General features: G+C 74.5%; 17 protein-coding genes. 5 read left to right on the top strand and 12 right to left on the bottom strand.

What is annotated here, in order from left to right:
- Window positions 1-63: 63 nt before the first annotated feature.
- From ACIBNE_RS17000 to ACIBNE_RS16990, 3 genes are all read right to left on the bottom strand, one after another.
- Window positions 64-411, bottom strand: coding sequence for a hypothetical protein (locus ACIBNE_RS17000; RefSeq protein ID WP_399272175.1), 348 nt, complete (start codon window positions 409-411; stop codon window positions 64-66).
- A 10-nt stretch (window positions 412-421) separates the two neighbouring features.
- The gene (locus ACIBNE_RS16995) at window positions 422-1,150 is read right to left on the bottom strand and encodes a TetR/AcrR family transcriptional regulator (protein ID WP_399272173.1); all 729 of its coding nucleotides are present in this window, start codon (window positions 1,148-1,150) and stop codon (window positions 422-424) included.
- Between the two features lie 84 nt (window positions 1,151-1,234).
- On the bottom strand, window positions 1,235-2,176 hold the full coding sequence (locus tag ACIBNE_RS16990; protein ID WP_399272171.1) for a diiron oxygenase: 942 nt from the start codon (window positions 2,174-2,176) through the stop codon (window positions 1,235-1,237).
- Window positions 2,177-2,355: 179 nt separating this feature from the next.
- Between ACIBNE_RS16990 and ACIBNE_RS16985 the strand changes: the two genes are divergently transcribed.
- The 3 genes from ACIBNE_RS16985 (at window position 2,356) to ACIBNE_RS16975 (ending at window position 5,617) form a co-directional block, all read left to right on the top strand.
- On the top strand, window positions 2,356-3,453 hold the full coding sequence (locus tag ACIBNE_RS16985; protein ID WP_399272169.1) for a ferritin-like domain-containing protein: 1,098 nt from the start codon (window positions 2,356-2,358) through the stop codon (window positions 3,451-3,453).
- Window positions 3,454-3,546: 93 nt separating this feature from the next.
- Window positions 3,547-4,053 (top strand): DinB family protein, encoded by a 507-nt coding sequence (locus ACIBNE_RS16980; RefSeq protein WP_399272167.1) that lies wholly within the window; start codon window positions 3,547-3,549, stop codon window positions 4,051-4,053.
- 274 nt (window positions 4,054-4,327) lie between these two features.
- Window positions 4,328-5,617: a hypothetical protein gene (locus tag ACIBNE_RS16975; protein ID WP_399272165.1), complete on the top strand. Its 1,290-nt coding sequence runs from the start codon at window positions 4,328-4,330 to the stop codon at window positions 5,615-5,617.
- A 326-nt stretch (window positions 5,618-5,943) separates the two neighbouring features.
- Here the strand turns inward: ACIBNE_RS16975 and ACIBNE_RS16970 are convergent, their stop codons facing one another.
- The 8 genes from ACIBNE_RS16970 to ACIBNE_RS16935 form a co-directional block, all read right to left on the bottom strand.
- A complete protein-coding gene (locus ACIBNE_RS16970; RefSeq protein ID WP_399272164.1) occupies window positions 5,944-7,728 on the bottom strand; it encodes a trypsin-like serine peptidase in 1,785 nt (594 codons plus the stop codon).
- 97 nt (window positions 7,729-7,825) lie between these two features.
- The gene (locus ACIBNE_RS16965) at window positions 7,826-8,902 is read right to left on the bottom strand and encodes an amidase family protein (RefSeq protein WP_399272162.1); all 1,077 of its coding nucleotides are present in this window, start codon (window positions 8,900-8,902) and stop codon (window positions 7,826-7,828) included.
- A gap of 179 nt (window positions 8,903-9,081) precedes the next feature.
- Window positions 9,082-10,545: a penicillin-binding transpeptidase domain-containing protein gene (locus tag ACIBNE_RS16960; protein WP_399272161.1), complete on the bottom strand. Its 1,464-nt coding sequence runs from the start codon at window positions 10,543-10,545 to the stop codon at window positions 9,082-9,084.
- Window positions 10,542-11,921, bottom strand: coding sequence for an FtsW/RodA/SpoVE family cell cycle protein (locus ACIBNE_RS16955; protein WP_399272159.1), 1,380 nt, complete (start codon window positions 11,919-11,921; stop codon window positions 10,542-10,544). The genes ACIBNE_RS16960 and ACIBNE_RS16955 overlap by 4 nt, the downstream gene beginning before the upstream one ends.
- 134 nt (window positions 11,922-12,055) lie before the next feature.
- Window positions 12,056-12,418, bottom strand: coding sequence for an SH3 domain-containing protein (locus ACIBNE_RS16950; protein ID WP_399272157.1), 363 nt, complete (start codon window positions 12,416-12,418; stop codon window positions 12,056-12,058).
- A gap of 59 nt (window positions 12,419-12,477) precedes the next feature.
- On the bottom strand, window positions 12,478-13,923 hold the full coding sequence (locus ACIBNE_RS16945; RefSeq protein WP_399272155.1) for an ATP-binding protein: 1,446 nt from the start codon (window positions 13,921-13,923) through the stop codon (window positions 12,478-12,480).
- The gene (locus ACIBNE_RS16940; protein ID WP_399272154.1) at window positions 13,920-14,813 is read right to left on the bottom strand and encodes a hypothetical protein; all 894 of its coding nucleotides are present in this window, start codon (window positions 14,811-14,813) and stop codon (window positions 13,920-13,922) included. The genes ACIBNE_RS16945 and ACIBNE_RS16940 overlap by 4 nt, the downstream gene beginning before the upstream one ends.
- Window positions 14,814-15,055: 242 nt before the next feature.
- Window positions 15,056-15,391 (bottom strand): zinc-ribbon domain-containing protein, encoded by a 336-nt coding sequence (locus ACIBNE_RS16935; protein ID WP_399272152.1) that lies wholly within the window; start codon window positions 15,389-15,391, stop codon window positions 15,056-15,058.
- A 118-nt stretch (window positions 15,392-15,509) separates the two neighbouring features.
- Between ACIBNE_RS16935 and ACIBNE_RS16930 the strand changes: the two genes are divergently transcribed.
- The gene (locus tag ACIBNE_RS16930) at window positions 15,510-16,325 is read left to right on the top strand and encodes a nuclease-related domain-containing protein (RefSeq protein WP_399272150.1); all 816 of its coding nucleotides are present in this window, start codon (window positions 15,510-15,512) and stop codon (window positions 16,323-16,325) included.
- Window positions 16,326-16,590: 265 nt separating this feature from the next.
- Here ACIBNE_RS16930 and ligD read toward each other — a convergent pair whose 3' ends face one another.
- Complete coding sequence (ligD, locus tag ACIBNE_RS16925) at window positions 16,591-17,484, bottom strand: non-homologous end-joining DNA ligase (RefSeq protein WP_399272148.1); 894 nt, start codon at window positions 17,482-17,484, stop codon at window positions 16,591-16,593.
- Between the two features lie 59 nt (window positions 17,485-17,543).
- Between ligD and ACIBNE_RS16920 the strand changes: the two genes are divergently transcribed.
- Window positions 17,544-18,590: a Ku protein gene (locus ACIBNE_RS16920; RefSeq protein WP_399272146.1), complete on the top strand. Its 1,047-nt coding sequence runs from the start codon at window positions 17,544-17,546 to the stop codon at window positions 18,588-18,590.
- Window positions 18,591-18,765 lie beyond the last annotated feature (175 nt).

Below are 18,765 nucleotides of genomic sequence, written 5' to 3'. Positions count from 1 at the left end.
CGGTCCGTCCGGTGCGCCGGGCGGCGGGTCCCACCGGCCCCGTGCGGCACAAGTGCGCCGATCCTACGAGGCATCCCCGTCCGGGCGCTGCCCGCTCGGCCCAGGGTTCCCTCCTTCGGGGTGCCCGGAGTCCCCGCGGGCCCCGCTCCTGGGCTTGGACCAGGGCCAGCGCAGCTCGCGCCGCTCGCGCCCGCCGGGTGCGTACGCGTACTTCCAGCCGCGCTGGAGGCCGAGGCGCTTGGTGTAGCCGTACGGCACGCGCTCGTAGGCGTACACGGTCGGCGGGCCGCCGTCGGCGTCCGGGACGGGGACCTCGTACCACTTCGGCGGGTGCCCGGTGGGGCCGACCAGGACCGGCAGGACGCGGCCGTCCAGCGGGCCGCCTTCGAAGGGGGTGTTCTCGCTCTTCACCCGGCCAGTGTCACAGCAGGTGGGCCGCCTCGCTCACCACGGGCACGACCTGGCGGGCGAGGCGGCCCACGGGGCTGTCCGCGGTCTCCAGGCGCAGGATGCCGGCGACGACGCCCGCCGTCTCCTCGTCGGACGCGGCGGTGACCGCGAGCAGCCCGATGAGCTGGTCGACCAGCCAGTCGCGCAGCTCGTCGGCGGGCGGTCGCTTGCCCTCGTCCAGCCAGATCAGGGACGCGGCCTCGACGGACGCGATCCAGGTGCGGGCCGTCATCCGCAGCCGGGGGCCGGGGTCGGGCCGCCCGAGGTGCAGCAGGATCTGCTCGGCCGCCACCCGCCGCACCTCGTCGACGATGGAGGTGGTGCGCGAGGTCTCCACGACGCTGCCGCCGCGCAGCAGCGCGCTGAAGCCCGCGTCGTGCTCGTCGACGAAGGCGAGGTAGCGGGTGAGGACCCGGGCCAGCCGCTCGGTGGGCGGCCCCGCGGGCGGCTCGCCGAAGCACAACTCCAGCTCGTCGGCCGCCGAGCGCAGCGCCGCCTCGTACAACTGCTGCTTGCCGCCCGGGAAGTAGCGGTAGACGAGCGGCCGGGAGACCCCCGCGACCTCCGCGACGTCGTCCAGCGACACGTCCTCGGGGGCGTGCTGCGCGAAGAGCGACAGCGCGGCGCCGAGGAGTTGGCGGCGCCGCTCGGTGACGCTGAGCCTGCGGTACGCGGGAGTGGTCGCCGTCGGAGGTGTCATGTTCGGCAGCGTAACCGCACCCTTCGCGGCGGGCGGAGGGGAGTGGGGCAGCTCACGGGCGCCCGCCCGCGCGGCCGGCGGCACTCACGCGAGCAGGCCCGAGCTCTTCCACAGGCGCCGCCCGACGCCGCGCAGCACTCCGATGTCGTCGAGGAAGTCGGTGAGCCGCTTGGCGCCCGACCGCATGACCTCGGCGCGGTGGCCGCTCGCCCGCACCTGGGCGAGCGCCTCGTGGCGGTCGAGGCCGACGTTCTCGTACGCCAGGGGGTTGATGAAGCAGAGGGAGAAGACGCGCGCGGCCTCGCCGCAGCTGACCCGGGTCAACTCCCGTTCCCAGCGCGGCGCCGTGACCATCTGGCGGCGCAGCTCCTCGCGGGCGTAGCGGACGTGGCGCGCCTCCTCGACGACGTGGATGCGGGTCACGCCGCGCACCAGCGGCTGTACGCGCTCGTCGGGGAAGGTGAGGCGCTGCATCCAGTCCAGGACCTCCTCGCCGAGCAGGGTCGCGGCGAACGAACCCGGCGTCGTGGAGACGGTCTTCAGGACGCGCGCGAGGTTGTGGTAGACCCTCGGGACCGGGTATTCGGGCGCCCCGCCCTTCTCGATCATCCGGGCGAACATCATGGAGTGGCGGCACTCGTCCGCTATCTCGGTCAGCGCGTACCGGACGTGCTTGCTGGTCACGGGCTTGTCGTAGATGTGCCGCACGAGCAGCTGCATCAGGATGATCTCGAACCAGATGCCGAGCGAGGCGAGCGCCGCCGCCTCGTGCCGCGCGAGGTCCATCCGCTGCTCGTCGGACATCCTCCGCCACAGCGGGGTGTCGTAGAGCGAGACCAGCTCGGGCGGCCAGAACCACTTGCCCGCTTCGAGCGGCGCGTCCCAGTCCAGCTCCTCGTCCGGGTCGAAGGAGTGCTTCGCGGAGGATTCGAGCAGCCGCGCGGCGACCTGCTCGCGGTCCCTGAGCGGGCCGAGCGCGTCGCGCAGGAGCTGGACGTCGCGTTCGGTCACTGGCGTGGTCGTCATGGCTGAGAACACCTCGTGCGGTGGGCGGTGGGTGGTGTTACCGGTGGTCACCTCTTATGAGACTGCCCGTCAGCAAGCTGGTCAATCCCTTGCGCACGACTTGTTGACCGGGCGTCTACCAACGTGTGAGCCTGCCAACACCCTTACCTGTAAAGGGACATGAGGTGAAGGAGTCGCCGGTGTCGACGCACGACCTGTACACGAGTGCCCCCGCTGAACCGATCTGGCAGGTGCCCGCCACCGGTGCGGCGCGCTTCAACTGGGAGTACGACGAGGGGCGCGAACGGCTCCTCGCGCTCTACCAGAAGGGCAAGGACAAGCAGTGGGACGGCGCTAAGCGCATCGACTGGGACGCCGAGGTGGACCCCTGCGACCCGCTCGGCACCCCCGACGAGGTGCTGACGCTGTACGGCACCCGGCACTGGGCCAAGCTCACCGAGAAGGACAAGGGCGACCTGCGCAGGCACTACGCCTCCTGGCAGTTCAGCCAGTTCCTCCACGGCGAGCAGGGCGCGATGGTGTGCGCGGCGCGCATCGTGGAGTCCGTGCCCGACCTCGACGCGAAGTTCTACTCCGCGACGCAGACCATGGACGAGGCGCGGCACGCGGAGGTGTTCGGCCGCTTCCTGCACGAGAAGGTCGGGATGCTCTATCCCGTCAACGACAACCTCCAGGCCCTGCTCGGCGACACCCTGCGCGACTCGCGCTGGGACATGCCCTACCTCGGCATGCAGGTCCTCATCGAGGGCCTGGCGCTCGCCGCCTTCGGCATGATCCGCGACACCACGGACAAGCCGCTGCCGAAGCAGATCCTGGCGTACGTGATGCAGGACGAGGCCCGGCACGTGGCCTTCGGCCGGATGGCGCTGCGCGACTACTACAAGCAGCTCACCGACGCGGAGCTGCGCGAGCGCGAGGAATTCGTCATCGAGGGCTGCTACTTGATGCGCGACCGGCTGCGCGGCGTCGAGGTCCTGGAGAACTTCGGTATCCCGAAGGCGGAGGCGGAGGAGTACAGCGAGCAGTCGGAGTTCCTGAGCCTCTTCAGGAAGCTGCTGTTCAGCAGGATCGTCCCGTGCGTCAAGGACATCGGCCTGTGGGGCGAACGGCTCCAGAAGGCGTACGTGGACATGGGCGTCCTGGAGATGGGCGACTCGAACCTGGACCTGCTGATGGCGGAGGACGAGGAGATCGCGGAACGCCTGGACAGGGAGCGGTTCGCCGCCGAGGAGGCGGGGCGGGTCGCGGAGGTGGCGGAGACGATCGCGGAGGCCTAGGGCGTGTCGGGGGTGGTGCGGGGTGCCGGGCGGGGCGCGCGGGGAGTGCGGGGCGCCCGCACGTGCAACTCCCCGCCCGGATAGCGTGACTCGATGACGCAGACGCAACGAAACCGAGACGCGGGCCCTCCCGAGTGCCCGCCGGACGAGAAGTCGACCCTGCTCGCGTTCCTGGACTACGTCCGCGCGTCGGTGGCCGCGAAGGCGCTGGGCCTCGACGACGAGCGGGGCCGGACGCCCGGAGTGCCCTCGGGCACCAGCGTCCTCGGCCTGGTCAAGCACCTGACGGCGGTGGAGGTCTACTGGTTCGCCTGGGCCTTCGACGGCGCCGACGTCCCGCACCCGGACTTCGGCATGGACGTCGCCGACGACGAGAGCGCGGAGGGCCTCGTCGCCGCCTACCGCGCGGCGGTCGAGCGGTCCAACGCGATCGTCGCGCGCTGCGACGACCTGGAGCGGCCGTGCGCCCGCGCGGCGGGCCGGGCCGGGCTCGTGCGGTCGCTGCGCTGGGTCCTCGTGCACATGATCGAGGAGACGGCGCGGCACGCGGGCCACGCCGACATCCTCCGCGAACAGGCCGACGGCGCGACGGGGCGGTGAGCGGGGCGGGGCGGTGACCGGGGCGGGGCCGTGGCCGATGCGATTCGGCGTACCGTAGGAAAGTATTCCGGTTAGTAACCCTTCCGGGTGATTACCTCCAAGGGCCCGTGGGGGTAATGCTCCCTTCAGCCGTACGGCTCCAACATCCGTACGCCGCGGCCCCGTTCACGTCGCATCCGTCGTGGGCGGGGCCGCAGGGCGTCACGCCCCGTCGCGCCGGTCCCTGTCGGTGGGGCCGCCGGGGGTGACGCGGAGGGGAAAGGGGACCACCCCCATGTCACGCACCACTCTTCACCCCAGGCCCGCCGGCCGCCTGCGCAGACGGCTGACCGCGCTGGCCCTGCCCGGCACGCTGACCTTCGCGCTCGTCGGCACGGGACTGGTCGCGCTCGCGCCGCCCGCCGCGGCCGACACGGAGACGACCTTCTCGTACACCGGCGGCGCCCAGTCCTACACCGTGCCCGCGGGGGTGACCGCGATCGTGGTGGACGCCTTCGGCGCGCAGGGCGAGGAAGGGGCCGTCGGCGGCAACGCGGGCGGCAGGGGCGGCCGGGCCAAGGCCCAACTGCCGGTCACGCCGGGCCAGGTGCTCCAGGTCAACGTCGGCAGCGTCGGCGGCTGGAACGGCGGCGGCGCCGGGGGCGCGGGCACGCGGCCCGGGGCCTACGGCGGCTCCGGCGGCGGCGCGTCCGACGTGCGCGCCGACGGCTACGGCCTGGGCGACCGGCTGCTGGTGGCCGGTGGCGGCGGCGGTGGCGGCAACTGGTTCGACAGCAGCCCCGGGGGTACGGGCGCCGGAGGCGCCGGGGGCGGCACCAACGGCGTCGCGGGCGCCGACGGCAACGGCGGATCCGCAGGCGGTGGGGGAGGAACCGCCTCCGGAGGGGCCGGCGGAGCGGCCGGGAACGGCGCCGCGGCCGGAGCGCCCGGCACGGAGGGCGCCGGAGGCGCGGGCGGCGCCGGCGTCAGCGGCACCACGGGCGCGGGCGGCGGCGGTGGTGGCGGCGGCTGGTTCGGCGGCGGCGGTGGCGGCGGCCAGCAGCAGGCCGACGGCAGCGCGGGCTCGGCAGGCGGCGGCGGGGGCAGCGGCCACGGCCCGGCCGGGACCGCCTTCGACACCGGCGTGCGTACGGGCAACGGCCAGGTGACCATCACCGCGGTCGGCGGGAACACCGCGGCCGACATCGACGTGGACGTCACCGCGAAGCCGAACCTGGGCCTCCTGGTGCCCTACCTCACGTACACGCTGACCGCCCGCAACACCGGGCCCGACGCCGTCGACCACGCGACGGTCACCGCGACGCTGCCGCAGGGCGCGGGCGCCACCAACCTGCCCGCCGGATGCACCGCGGGAGCGGGAACCGTGACCTGCTCCTACGGGGCCATCGCCGACGGCGCGAGCGCGTCCAAGTCGTTCCGCGTCCCGCTGCACCTGCTGTCCCTGGGAGGGGTGTCGGTCACCGGCAAGCGCACCGCGTCCGCCCCGAACGACCCCAACCCGGCCAACGACAGCGAGTCGGTCAACTGCACGGTCGTCTCGATCCTGCTGGCCACCTGCAACTGACCGGGCCCCCGGCCCGGCCGTCCGGCAGCGGACGGCAACCGGGCCCCGGGCCGCGTCCCTCCTGGGAGGAACGCGGCCCGGGGTCCGTGCGCGGCGCCCCCAGGAGACGGGGGATGTGCCCCCGGGAGCGCCGCTTCCCTCACCCGCGCCGACAGCGCGCACGCGCCGCGCCTGCTCGGGTAGTCACGAGTGGGCCGCCGCGCCGAGCACTGCTGCCCGGACCGCTTCCCTCTGCTGCTCAGAGCCTTTCACCGGGGTGCGGGCGGCGGTATCTGCCGATCGGCAGAGATCGACGGGCGCGGGCGCGGGACCGTGGCCCGACCGGGCTACTTGACCTTCGGCGGTACGAGCCCGCGCTCCGTTCCCGCGCCCGTCCGCAGCGAGAGGGCGCCGTCGCTCCAGCGGACCAGGAGGTCGTCCGGGCGGCCCCCGCCGTCGTAGTCGCCCGCCGTCACCACCAGCGGCCGCTTCCACAGCGGGTTCGCCGCAGGCAGCGGCGTCCCCGGGCCGAGCCCCGCCGCGCTCACGTCCTGGTAGCGGGTCAGCCCGCCGTCGGCCCCGCGCACCAGCAGGTCCCCGTAGGAGTTCCCGGCGAAGTCGCCGTCGGCCAGCAGCGTCGCCGCCGCCCACCGCGGACCGGGCCCCACGAGCCGCTTCTCCCTGCTGAACTTCGTCCGGTCGCCCACGTCCGAGTACAGCGAAAGCTCGCCGTCCTTCCAGCGCACCACGACGTCGTCGGCCCGCCGGTCGGCGCCGTGCCGACCCGCGACGACCTGGGTGGCGCTCTTCCAGACCGAGCCCTTGGGCGCGAGCACGATCTCCTTGGTGGGCTTGGCGTTCGGGCTCACGTCCGCGTAGAGGCTCACCTTGCCGTCGGGCCAGCGCACGAGCAGGTCCGGCGCCGCGGTGCCGGTGAAGTCGCCGCCGGTGACGGCCGCCGCGGTCCGCCACAGGGAGTTCTTCCGCAGCAGCTGGACCTCGCCGCCGTAACCGCCCCTGCCGTTGCCCCGGTACAGGGTCACCTCGCCGTCCGCCCAGACCACGACGGTGTCGGTCCTGCCGTCGCCGTCGTAGTCGCCCGACGCGGTGTGCCGCGCGGCCGCCCACCGCTCGCCCGCCCCGCGCGCGTACGGCGAGTAGGGCAGCGCGGGCCGCCGCGGGGTGCGCCCCGCGACGGCGTCGTCGTACAGCCTGAAGGCCGCGTCGCCGAAGAGCGGGGCGAAGGAGATCCGGTCGCTGCCGTCGAGGAGCCCGCCGCCGTTCCAGCCGCCGAGGGCGCCGATGACGTCGCCGGTCTTCGTGGCCTCGTCGAAGTTCGCGATCCACGGGCTGCCCGAGGTGCCGCCGTGGAACCCGGCGCACTCCATGCGCATCTGCCGGTAGCCCGGCAGCGGGGCCGTTTCGACCCGGCAGCCCACCGGCCGGTCCGCGGGGGAGTTCTTCCGGGTGGGGTAGCCGACCACGGTGACCGTGTTGGTGTAACCGGCCGCGCGCGCGAGGCGGTTGGCCCCGGTGACGGACTCCAGACCGCGGCCCCGCCCGTCGGGCTTCACCGTGGCGAAGGCGAAGTCCAGGTCGGAGCCCGGCCCGAAGTCCGTGCGCCGGGGATCACGGAACACCCGGTCGACGGCCCAGATGCCGTACGGCTGCCGCGCGGGCGCGAGGCCCGCGCGGTACTGCGGGACGAAGGCGCGCTTGTCGTCGAGGCCGCAGTGCCCCGCGGTCAGCAGGAGGTTGCCGCGCGGGCTGTGCACCACGCTCGCCGTGCAGCTGTGCGTGGCCAGGTCCCGGCCGACGAAGTAGACCGTGCCCACGGTGGGGATGCCGTCGGGGAGGTACGCGGCGGCGGCGGACGCCTTCGGCTTCGGCGCGGTGCGCGCCCCGCCCCCGACGGGGGCCGCCCCGCCCCCCACGGGGGTCGCCGAACGCATGCGCTGCGCGGTCCAGAAGCGCGCGGCGTCCTCGCCGGTCCACCCGCCGGCCGGGGCGGGGGCGGGCGGGGGAGCGGCGAAGGCCCCGGTCACCGGCAGGGCGGACAGGGCCAGCACGCCGACCCCGACGCGTACGGCGAAGGCTCTGGAAGCACGGGCAACGCGGGCGGCACGGGTCACAGGGGTAGGGCGCACGGTCCTCTGGGTCTCTGTCTTCGGGATCTCCGGACGCGGAAGATCAAACGGACCAAGCATGCACCAGGGGGGTGTGCGGAGATCAAAGGGTCCCGTGCGGGCGCGTGGCGCGGTCGGGCCAGCACGGCACCGCGTCGAGCGCGGCCTCGCACAGGGCGGCGGTCGCGGCGAGCACGGCGTCGGAGCCGTGTGCGGCGACGAGTTGCAGCCCGACCGGGCAGCCGTCGGCGGTGAACCCCGCGTGGACGGTGGCGGCGGGGTGGCCACTGAGGTTGAACGCCCAGGTGAGGTCGGTGGAGTAGCGCTCGCCCGGCCCTTCGTGGCCGTGCGGCGGGTTGGGCGTGGTGGGGGTCAGCAGCAGGGGCACGCGGCGCAGCAGGGCGTCGATGCGGTGGTCGTTCCCGGCGCGGAGGGCGTCGGTGGCGGGGGTGGGCGCACCGGCCCGGACCGCGAGCCAGGCGGGGGCGGGGTCCCGCAGCGCGAACGGCGGGTCGTCGGCGGGGTCGACGCGTACGGCCCCGGACGCGTCGATGCGGTGCACGGCCGCCGCCGTGACCGCCGCGATCTCCTCGTCCACGCGGGCGAACCCCAGGTCGGGCGAGTAGACGGCGTGGCGCAGGGGGCGGGGCGCGGTCGGCGGGCCGGGGAGCACGTGCCGGAGGTACGGCGCGGCCTCGGCCGCCGTGCGGGTCAGGATGCCCGCGGTGGCGAGGCGGGTGCGGTCGGGGGAGCGGAGGAGGCCGCGGGTGGTCTTGAGGCCGAAGACGCCGCACCAGGCGGCGGGTATGCGGATGGAGCCCGCGCCGTCGCCGGCCGTGGCGACGGCGGCCATGCCGGTGGCCACGGCGACGGCCGCGCCCGCCGACGAGCCGCCCGGGGTGCGGTCGGGGCGCCAGGGGTTGAGCGTCGGCCCGTGCGCCCCGAGCCCCCACGTCTGCCACACGGTCCCGGGCCCGGGGGTGGCGGTGGCCCCGAGCGAGACGGCCCCCGCGGCGAGGAGCCGCTGGGCGGCCTCGGACCGGAGCCCGTGCGCCCCTTTCACGGCGAGCGGGACGCCGGTGCCGCCGGGGGGCGGGGCGTGCAGCTCGCGGAAGGCGGAGAGCCCGGGGTCGTGGGCGGCGATGCGGTCGAGGAAGGGGGCGAGGGGGAGGGGACGCACGCGCCAAGTGTGCGGGCCCGCCGCGCGGGGCGTGCGGGCGGGGTGGACGCGCGGGGTGGACGGACGGGGCGGACGGGCAGGGAGTGCGGGCGGGGCGGCGGGCTTCAGCGGCCGTCCGCGGTCGCGGCGGGCAACCGCCCGCCCCCGCCGCCCTCCGCCGCCCCCCCAAGAGCGCCCCCTCACCCCGCCTCCCGCAGCCCCGCCTCCATCACCGCCCGCGCGATCGGGGCCGCACTGCCGCCGCCCGAGATGTCCGCGCGGTTCGCCGCCGCGTCCTCCACGACCACCGCGACCGCGACCGCGGGCTGTCCCGCGCCGTCGGCCTGGGCCCAGGAGATGAACCAGGCGTACGGCGTGCCGGAGTTGTTCACGCCGTGCTGCGCGGTCCCCGTCTTGCCGCCCACCCGCGCCCCGGGGATCGCCGCGTTCGTGCCGGTGCCCTCCTCGACCACGTCCACCATCAGCTGCTGGAGCTGCTGGGCCGTCGCCGGGTTCATCGCCTGCGCGTACGAGCGGCTGCCGGTCACCGACAGCACGTCGTTGTCCGCCGTGGTCTGCCGGTCCACCAGGTACGGGTACCGCAGCTCGCCGCCGTTGGCGACGGCCGCCGCGACCATCGCCATCTGGAGCGGCGTCGCCCGCGTGTCGAACTGCCCGATCGACGACAGCGCCAGCTGGTCCCCGCTCATCGCGAGGTCGAAGTTGGACTTCACGACCCGGGACGGGATCCGCAGGCCCGCGTCGTTGAAGCCGAACCTGCCGACCGCCTCCACCATCCGCGCCTGCCCCACCGCCACCCCGAGGCCCGCCATCACGGTGTTGCAGGACCACTTGATGGCGTACGCCAGCGACGCGTCGCCGCAGTTCGGCACCTCGTTGGGCAGGACGCGGCGGGTGCCGGGCAGGACGTACGGGTCGGGGGTGTCCGTGGGCGCGTCGACGTCGCTCACCACGCCCGCGTCCAGCGCCGCCGCGGCCGTCACGATCTTGAAGGCGGAGCCGGGCGGATACGTCTCCCGGATCGCCCGGTTGAGCATCGGCTGCGCGCGGTCCCCGTTCAGCCGCGCCCAGGCGCCCGTCACCGCGGGGCCCGTGCCCGACAGCACTCCGGGGTCGTACGAGGGGCTGCTGACCAGCGCCAGGACCTTCCCCGTCGCAGGCTCGATCGCGGCGACCGCGCCGCGCTTGCCGCCCAGGCCCTCGTACGCGGCCCGCTGCACCGACGCCTTGATGGTCGTGGTGGCGTTCCCGCCGGACTGCCGGGAGCGGGTGAACTCGTTCCAGAAGGGCAGCGGGGACAGCGCCGGATCGGTGCCGGAGAGGATGTCGTCCTCGGCGTTCTCCACGAGCGTCGTGCCGTACGTCTGGGAGGCGTAGCCGGTCACCGGCGCGTACAACGGGCCCTGGAGGTAGGTGCGTTCGTAGCGCAGTTGCTGGCCGGTGTCCTTGGAGCCGGTGACGCTCCTGCCGTCGACCAGGATGTTGCCGCGCGGCTCGGCGTAGCGGGCGATGCTCTGGCGGCGGTTGGCCGGGTCGGCGTCCAGCGAGGGGGCCTCGAAGACCTGTACGCGGGCCGCGTTGACCAGCAGTGCGACCAGCAGGAAGAGGCAGAGGGCCGCCGCCCGCCTGATGTACCTGATCATCGCTCGGCGTCCTCGACCCGGGCGATCACGCCCGTCTCCACGTGTTCGGGGTGCGGCGCCCGCGCCGAGTCGCTGACCCGGATCAGCAGCGCCACGATCATCCAGTTGGTGACGACGGACGAGCCGCCCTGGGCGAGGAAGGGCATCGCCATGCCGGTCAGCGGGATCAGCCCCATCACCCCGCCCGCGATCACGAACACCTGGAGCGCGAGGATCGACGCGAGGCCGATCGCCAGCAGCCGCCCGAAGGGGTCGCGCAGCGCGAGGCCCGCCCGGTAGCCGCGCGCCACCAGGAGCGCGTACAGCAGGAAGATCGCGGTCAGTCCGACGAGCCCCAGCTCCTCGCCCGCCGTCGCCAGGATGAAGTCGGACTTCGCGGCGAAGCCGATCAGGATCGAGTGGCCCAGGCCCAGGCCCGTGCCGAGCATGCCGCCCGCGGCGAAGGCGAAGAGGGACTGCGCGAGCTGGCCGGGGCCCCGGCCAGCTTCGATCGAGGCGAACGGGTCGAGCCAGTCCTCGACGCGGGTGTGCACGTGCGGTTCGAGCGAGCCGACGACGAACGCGCCGACCCCGGCGAGCAGCAGTCCGACCGCGATCCAGCCGGTGCGGCCCGTCGCCACGTACAGCATGATCACGAAGAGGCCGAAGAAGAGCAGCGAGGTGCCGAGGTCGCGCTCCAGGACCAGGACGCCGACGCTGAGCAGCCAGATCGCCACGATCGGGCCGAGCACCCGGCCCGTCGGCAGCTGGAGCCGCCAGACCCGGCGGCCGGTGTACGCGAGGGCGCCCCGGTTCGCGGCGAGGTAGGCGGCGAAGAAGACCGCGAGCAGGACCTTGGCGAACTCGCCCGGCTGGAAGGAGAACCCGGCGACCCTGATCCAGATCTTGGCGCCGTTCACGGCGGGGAAGAAGATCGGCACGATCATCAGCGCGAGGGCCGCGGCCACCGACACGTACGCGTACCGCTGGAGGACCCGGTGGTCGCGCAGCAGGAGCACGACCGCGATGAAGAGGCCGACGCCGAGCGACGACCAGACCAGTTGGGTGGAGGCCGCCTGGTCGGACGGGGTCTCCAGGTCGAGGCGGTAGATCAGGACCAGGCCGAGCCCGTTGAGGAGCACCGCGATGGGCAGCAGCAGCGGATCGGCGTACGGGGCGCGCCGGCGCACCGCGAGGTGCGCGAGGAGGGCCAGGACGCCGAGGCCCGCGCCGTAGTCCAGGGCGTCGGACGGGGCGGAGCCGTGCTTGGCGATGCCGACGGCCGCGTAGCCGTAGACGGGGACCAGGACGGCGACGACGAGGAGCGAGAGCTCGACGCCCCGCCGTTTGGGCAGGCGTAGGTCGGGCGGTGGGCCGTCCGCCGTCGTTGCGGTCATGGCCGCAACGTAGCAAGCAGTCGTGCCTTATGTCCCTTTATGTCATAGTGTGCCGAAAGATTTAATGATCGTGTCGAGCGTGTTGTGGAAATTCGCGGCCGCGAATCATTGGTGCTCTCGTGCTGCGGGCCCTGTCAGCACCAGCGGGGGGCGGGGCCGATGTTGGCGATGTAGGCGGCCGAGGCCCAGGCCCAGGTGCCGTCGGTGAGCAGGTACCAGCGGGGGTTGCCGTTGACGGTCTCGCCCGAGGTCTTGCAGAAGATGTGGACGACGGCGCCGTACGCCGCGTGCCCGACGATCCTGCTGCTCCTGGTCGGCTTGTCGCGCAGCAGCAGCCCCGACTTGGCGGTGACCCGCCCCTTGTAGTCGGAGTGCGCGGCGGCCTCTTCGGAGAGGGCCGACGCCGGGGCCGCGGCGAGGGTCGCGGTGAGCGCCCCGGCCGCCGCGCAGAGCGCGATCCTGCGGGCGGCGCCCGCGAGGGGTGAGGGAGAAGACATGCTGCCTCCTGAGGTGCGGTGCTCCCACCCTAGGATCGGCCGTTCGTGATCGCAAAGTGTTACGGGGCGTCACCCTGGGCGTCGGTCGGGCACGCGTCGTCGTCCAGCCGCACGTACTCCGGCAGCGTCAGCCTGGCCACCGCGCCGCCGTCCGGGGCGTTCGCGAACTCCAGCTCGCCGCCGATGACTTGGGCCTGGCCCACCGCGATGGTCAGCCCCAGGCCGTGGCCGGTGCTGCCGCCGCCGCTCTCCGTCCTGAACCGCTGCGGACCGTGCGCGAGCAGGTAGTCCGGATATCCCGCGCCGTGGTCGCGGACCGTCACCACGGGCCCGTCCACCGTCAGCTCCACCGGCGCCGCGCCGTGCTTGTGGGCGTTGGCGACGAGGTTGCCCAGCACCCTCTCCAGGCGCCGCTTGTCCGTCTCCACGTACGTGTCGCGCGCGACGCGCACCTCGGTCTCCGTGCCCGAGCCGCGCACCACGCGCCGCGCCAGCAGGCCCAGTTCGTGCACGTCCAGCTCGACCTTCTCGGTACGGGTGTCGAGCCGCGAGATCTCCAGCAGGTCCTCGGTCAGCGAGCGCATCGCCTGCACCCGGTCGCGCACCAGCTCCGAAGGGCGGCCCGGCGGCAGCAGCCCGGCGGCGGCCGTCAGCCCGGTCAGCGGCGTGCGCAGCTCGTGCGCCACGTCGGCGGTGAACCGCTGCTCGGCCTGGAGCTTGCCCTGGAGCGTGGCGGCCATGGCGTCCAGCGCGCTGGAGACCGTGGCGACCTCGTCCAGCGGCCGCGAGGGGTTCTTCGTACGGGGGTCCGCCACGCGCGCGTCCAGGTCGCCCGCGCTGATGCGGCGCGCCACCCGCGCCGTGGTGTGCAGCCTGCGCGTGACGCGGGTGACGGCGAACGCGCCCACCAGCAGGGTCGCGCCGATCGCCAGCACGGACGAGCCGAGGATCGCCTGGTCCAGGCCGTTGATGGTGCGGGCGCTCTGGCTGTAGTCGACGCGCACCGCGAGGGCCCGGTCGTCCGCGGGGCCCGCGGCCCACATGGTGGGGCGGCCGTAGCTCTGGGCGACCACGGTGCCCCGCTTGCCCGCCACCGCGAGCTCGCGCAGCGACGCGGGCAGCTCCGGCGGGTCGAGCGAGGCGAACGGCGGCAGCGGCTCGCCCGCCTCGTACTGCTTCGTCACGTCCTCCAGCCTGCTCAGCGCCTTGTCGCGGGCCTGCTCCACGGTCTGCCGGGTGACCGAGACGTGCACCAGCACGCCGAGCAGCGCGGCGAGCGCGCAGCACATCACCGTGATGAAGCAGGCGGCCTTCCAGGTGAGCGTCGCGGTCCAGGCGGGCACGCGCAGCCCGCGGCGGCGGGGGCGGAGGCGCTTGCGCGGGGGATTGGCGCGGGCGGTACCGGTGCCCGGGGACGCGTCGTGCGGGGACGCGGCGGGGGAGGGGGCCTCGCGGGAGGCGGCGGTGCGGGAGGAGGCGCTGCGGGAGGGGGTGGTGCGGCTCATGACTCGCTCGCGTCGTCGGACCAGTCGGCCGTGGGGGCCTCGGCGGAGAGTTCGGGGACCGGGGGCGCGGCGGGCGGCGCGGGCTCGGGGTCCAGGACGCCGGACGTGGGTCCGGGCGACGGCGCGGACGCGGGCGGCGCGGGCGCGGGCGACGAGGTGGGCGGCAGGGGGGTGGGCGAGGTGAGCGGCTTGGGCGGCGGGGCCTTGTCGGGGCCGATCCGCAGGAACTCGTCGTGGGTCGGGAACATCGCGCGCTGCCGGTCGTCGTACGACCAGGCCGTGCGGTACTCGTAGCCGGGGATGCCCGAGGTGGCCCGGATCAGCAGGTCGCGGCCCGCCAGCTCGACGTTGATCACGGCGTCGGACGTGGACATGATGCGGATCATCCGGCCGGCCTCCGCGGTGTAGACGCGCACCGCGAGCTGGCTCTGCGGCATCTTGATGCCGACGATCATCTCGTCCCTGCCGTTGCCGGTCAGGTCCCGGTAGTACGTCTGGAGGACCGGGCAGGCGTCGGGCTTGTCGCCGCACTCCCTGATCTGCCGCGCGGTCGACTCGAAGAGCCCGTCCGCGCCGGTGTACTCCTCGGGGTGGGCCTTCACCTCCGCCTGGACCACCGAGACCGCCGACACCTCGTGCACGTCGTCGCCCGGCACGGAGACGCCGGGGACCGTCTCGCGGTTGCCGTCGCCCAGCTCGTACGGGTCCGTGGTCGCCCGGGGCAGGTCGGGCCAGAGCCGGGAGGGGCCGATCGCCTCCGGGGTCTCGCCCGCGCTCTTGAGGCCGCCCGCCGAGGTGCCGCCGCAGCCGGACAGCACCGCGGCGAGCAGCGGCGCGGCACAGGCCGTCAGCAGCAGGGCCCCGACAGGGGCGCGGAAACGGCTGCTCAAGGTGGTACCTCACGGGGCGACGGGCTTGCGGGCTGGCGGGCGACGACGGAGAAGGCGGTGCGGCGGTGCCGCGGGTCCCGCGGTGGCCATTGTCGACGGGGCCGCGGAAGGAGATCGGCCGGGGGCGGACCCACGACCGATCCATACACCTTATTCGTACGGAAGTCCTTTTTGTCGACCCGCCGGATCGGCGCCCGCCGGTCCGAGCCCGTCAGCCGGTGCCCGTTAGTCAGCGCCCGTCCCTACTGCCGGAACGGGTTGCCGCCCTGCTGCGGGGCCTGCGGCTGGGCGAACGGGTTGCCGCCGCCCTGGCCGGGGGCCGCGCCCTGGCCGCCGCCGTGCGCCGCGGCCTGCGCGAGCAGCTGCTCGGCCTGCTCCTTGGGCACCTGCTGCTCGCCGCCGCAGAAGGTGCACTGCGTCGCGAACTTCGTCGAGAAGGGGAAGAGCGGGACGAAGAAGAGGGTGAACTTGGTGACCCGCTTGCGCAGCGTGTGCGCGGCCGGATTCCCGCACCAGCCGCACACCAGCGTCAGTATCGCGAGCTGGTACAGATACCCCTTGGTGCCGAAAATGATCATGATGGGCCCCTTCCCCCGTGTCCCCGGCCGGCCCCGGGCGGGGCGGCGGGGTTCACGGTAACGCGGATATTGCCCCGGCGGGCCCGGTGCTGTTCCCATGGGCGTGGGGGTGATGGGGATGGGCGCTCTGCGCGTTTCACCGTCCTTCGGACACGGGCGGGAGCGGCTGTACGTCGGCCTGCCGGACGGTTCCCTGGTCGCCTGGTACGACCGGGACACCGGGCGGGTCAGCCTGCTCGTCGAGACGCGCGCCGACGAGGTGCTCGCCGCGCTCGGGCCCTACCTCGCCGGGCCCGTCAGCGTCGGCCCGCCGCCGGTGCCCGGCCCCGCCGAGCTGGCCGGGCTCGCGCTCCACCCGGACGACGACCTCGCGCCCAACCGGCCGGGCGAGGCGCTGCACGCCGCGCTCGACCGGAACCCGCCGCGCTCCCGCCCCTTCGGGTTCCCCGGCGCGGACCCGCGCCGCGCGGAGCTGGCCGCGCAGGAGCGGGTCGGCGGCGAGCTGGACCGGCTGGAGGCGGCGGGCTGGCGGGTGCTGCACTCCGTACCGCTGCCCGGCGACGACCGCATCCACCACCTGGCGATCGGCCCCGCGGGGGTGCTCGCGGTGCGCACGCTGCCCGCGCCGAGGCAGCGGGTGCGGATCGGGGACCCGGACGTCACGGTCGGGCGCGGCCGCTCCGCCCCGCAGCTGCGCTGGGCCAGGCGGGCGGCCGAGCGGGCGTCGCTGGCGCTCGCGGCGGCGGTGCGGCCCGTGCTGGCGGTGGTGGGCGCGGCGCGGCTGGCGGTGGAGCAGCCGCCGCCCCCGGGCGTACGGATCCTGCGGGACGACGAGGTGCCCGCGCTGGGGCGGCTGGGTGGCGTGCTGAAGCCCGCGGACGTGGAGGCGCTGCACGCGGTGGCGCGGGACCGGAGGACGTGGGCGCGGGCGTGACGCGGGCGCTGGCGTTGCGCGGGCGCGGGCGTTGTCCGAGGTGGGGGGCGTGCGGTGGGTGCTGGCGTGACGCGGGTGCCGACGTAACGCGCGTGCGGGGGGCGTGACGCGGGCGCGGTGTGGGCTCTGCGGCGTGCGCGGCAGCGGGCGGGCGCTGGCGTTGCCCGAGGTGGGGGCGTGCGGCGGGTGCCGACGTAACGCGCGTGCGGGGGGCGTGACGCGGGCGCGGCGTGGGGTCTGTGTCGTGGGTCCTGCGGTGTGCGGCCTACGGTGTGCGCGGCAGCGGGCGGGCGCGGTTCAGGTTGATCAGCGGGCCCAGCAGGTCGCCGTGGCGGCGCAGCCGGGGCGCGATGTCCTCGATGCGGAAGACGAGGTCGCCAGGGGTCCGCGCCGCCGCGACCTCGTCCCAGGTCACGGGCGTGGAGACGGTCGGCTCCTGGCGGGCCCTGACGGTGTAGGGCGCGGCGGTGGTCTTCGACGCGGAGTTCTGGCTGTGGTCCACGAAGACCAGGCCGGGCCGCAGCGCGCGCGTCATCCGGTGCGTGACCAGGCCGGGGAGCACGGCCTCCGCCTCCCGCGCCAGCTCCTTCGCGTACGCGCGGACCGCGTCGGACGGCGTCGGCTCCAGCGGTACGAGGACGTGCAGCCCCTTCGAGCCCGAGGTCTTGCCGTACGCGTGCAGCCCGTCGGCGGACAGCCGCTCGCGCAGCCACAGCGCGACCGCGCAGCACTCCACGGCGGTCGCGGGCGCGCCCGGATCCAGGTCGAACACCAGCCGGTCGGCGATGCCGGGGGCATCGGCCCGCCACTGCGGGGCGTGGAACTCCACGACGAGGTTCGCCGCCCACATCAGGGACGCCACGTCCTGGAGCAGCACCTGCCTGGCGCGCTGCCCCTCGGCCCTGGGCACCTCGGCGGTGCGCACCCAGGACGGGGTGCCGGGCGGCGGGTTCTTGGTGAAGAAGCGCTGCCCCGCCACGCCGTCGGGGAAGCGGAGGAAGGAGACGGGGCGGCCGGAGAGGTGGGCGAGCAGGCAGCCCGCGGTGGTCGCGCAGTAGTGCAGGACCTCGCCCTTGGTGGTGCCGGTGGCGGGGTAGAGCACCTTCTCCAGGCGCGAGAGGGGCAGCCGCCGCCCCTCCACTTCGGTGATGGGCGACATACGATGAGACTCCCACGAATGCTGATGAAATGCCCATAAGTCATCGAAGGGGAAAAATCGTGCGATCCATATGGAACGGAGCGATCTCCTTCGGGCTCGTCTCCATCCCGATCAAGCTGGTCAACGCCACGGAGAGCCGGTCCGTCTCGTTCCGCCAGATCCACCTCACGGACGGCGGGCGCGTGCGCTACCGCAAGGTCTGCGAGCTGGACGGGCAGGAGATCACGGCGGCGGAGATCGGCAAGGGGTACGAGACCGAGGGCGGCGAGGTCGTCCCGGTCACGGACGAGGACCTGGCGGGGCTGCCGCTGCCGACGGCGAAGACGATCGAGATCGTGGCGTTCGCCCCGGCGGGCTCGATCGACCCGTTGCAGCTCGACGCCGCGTACTACCTCGCGGCGAACGGCGTCCCCGCGGCGAAGCCGTACACCCTGCTGCGCGAGGCGCTCAAGCGCAGCGAACAGGTCGCGGTGGCGAAGTACGCGCTGCGGGGGCGGGAACGGCTGGGGATGCTGCGGGTGGTGGGCGACGTGATCGCCATGCACGGGCTGCTGTGGCCGGACGAGATCCGCGAGCCGCAGGGCGTGGCGCCCGAGACGCGGGTGACGGTCAGGGAGGCCGAACTCGACCTGGCGGACGCGCTGATGGCGACGCTGGGGGAGGTGGACCTGGGGTCGCTGAAGGACGAGTACCGCGAGGCGGTGGAGGCGATGGTGGCGGCGAAGGAGTCGGGAGCGGCGCCTTCGGAGCGGACGGCCGGGGCCGGGGGCGGCGGCCGGGTGCTGGACCTGATGGCGGCGCTGGAGAGCAGCGTGCGGGCGGCGAGGGCGTCGCGCGGCGAGGGACCGGGCGAGGTGTCGGGCGAGGGGCCCGGGGCCGGGGTCGCGGAGGTGACGCCGATCAAGAGGGCGGCGCGGAAGAAGGCCCCGGCGCCGGCCTCCGGGGCGGGGCGCGCGCGGAAGGCGGCTCCGGCGGTGCCGAAGGCGACGGGCACGAAGGCCAAGGCGAAGGCGGAGCCGGGGGCGGCGGCGCCGAAGAAGTCCACGGCGGTCACGGAGAAGGCGAAGCCCAAGAAGGCGGCACCGAAGAAGCGGGCGTCGGCGTGAGCGGCACGGGCCCCGGCGCGGTCCGCCCCGCCTACCCCCGCGCGGCCACCGCCCGCTACCCCCGTGCCCCCCGCGCATTGTGGTGAAAGCGAGGTGAACCGTCACCTCTTCAGGACCTGTTTATGAAGGAAACGTGAGGGTCGCGCCCCTCCCCGGGGGTATACCGTTCGGACAA

The sequence above is a fragment of the Streptomyces sp. NPDC050504 genome (genome assembly GCF_044458065.1).
Lineage (GTDB): Bacteria > Actinomycetota > Actinomycetes > Streptomycetales > Streptomycetaceae > Streptomyces.
Note: the sequence above shows the minus strand (reverse complement) of the source record. Positions and strands in the feature narration are given on the sequence as shown.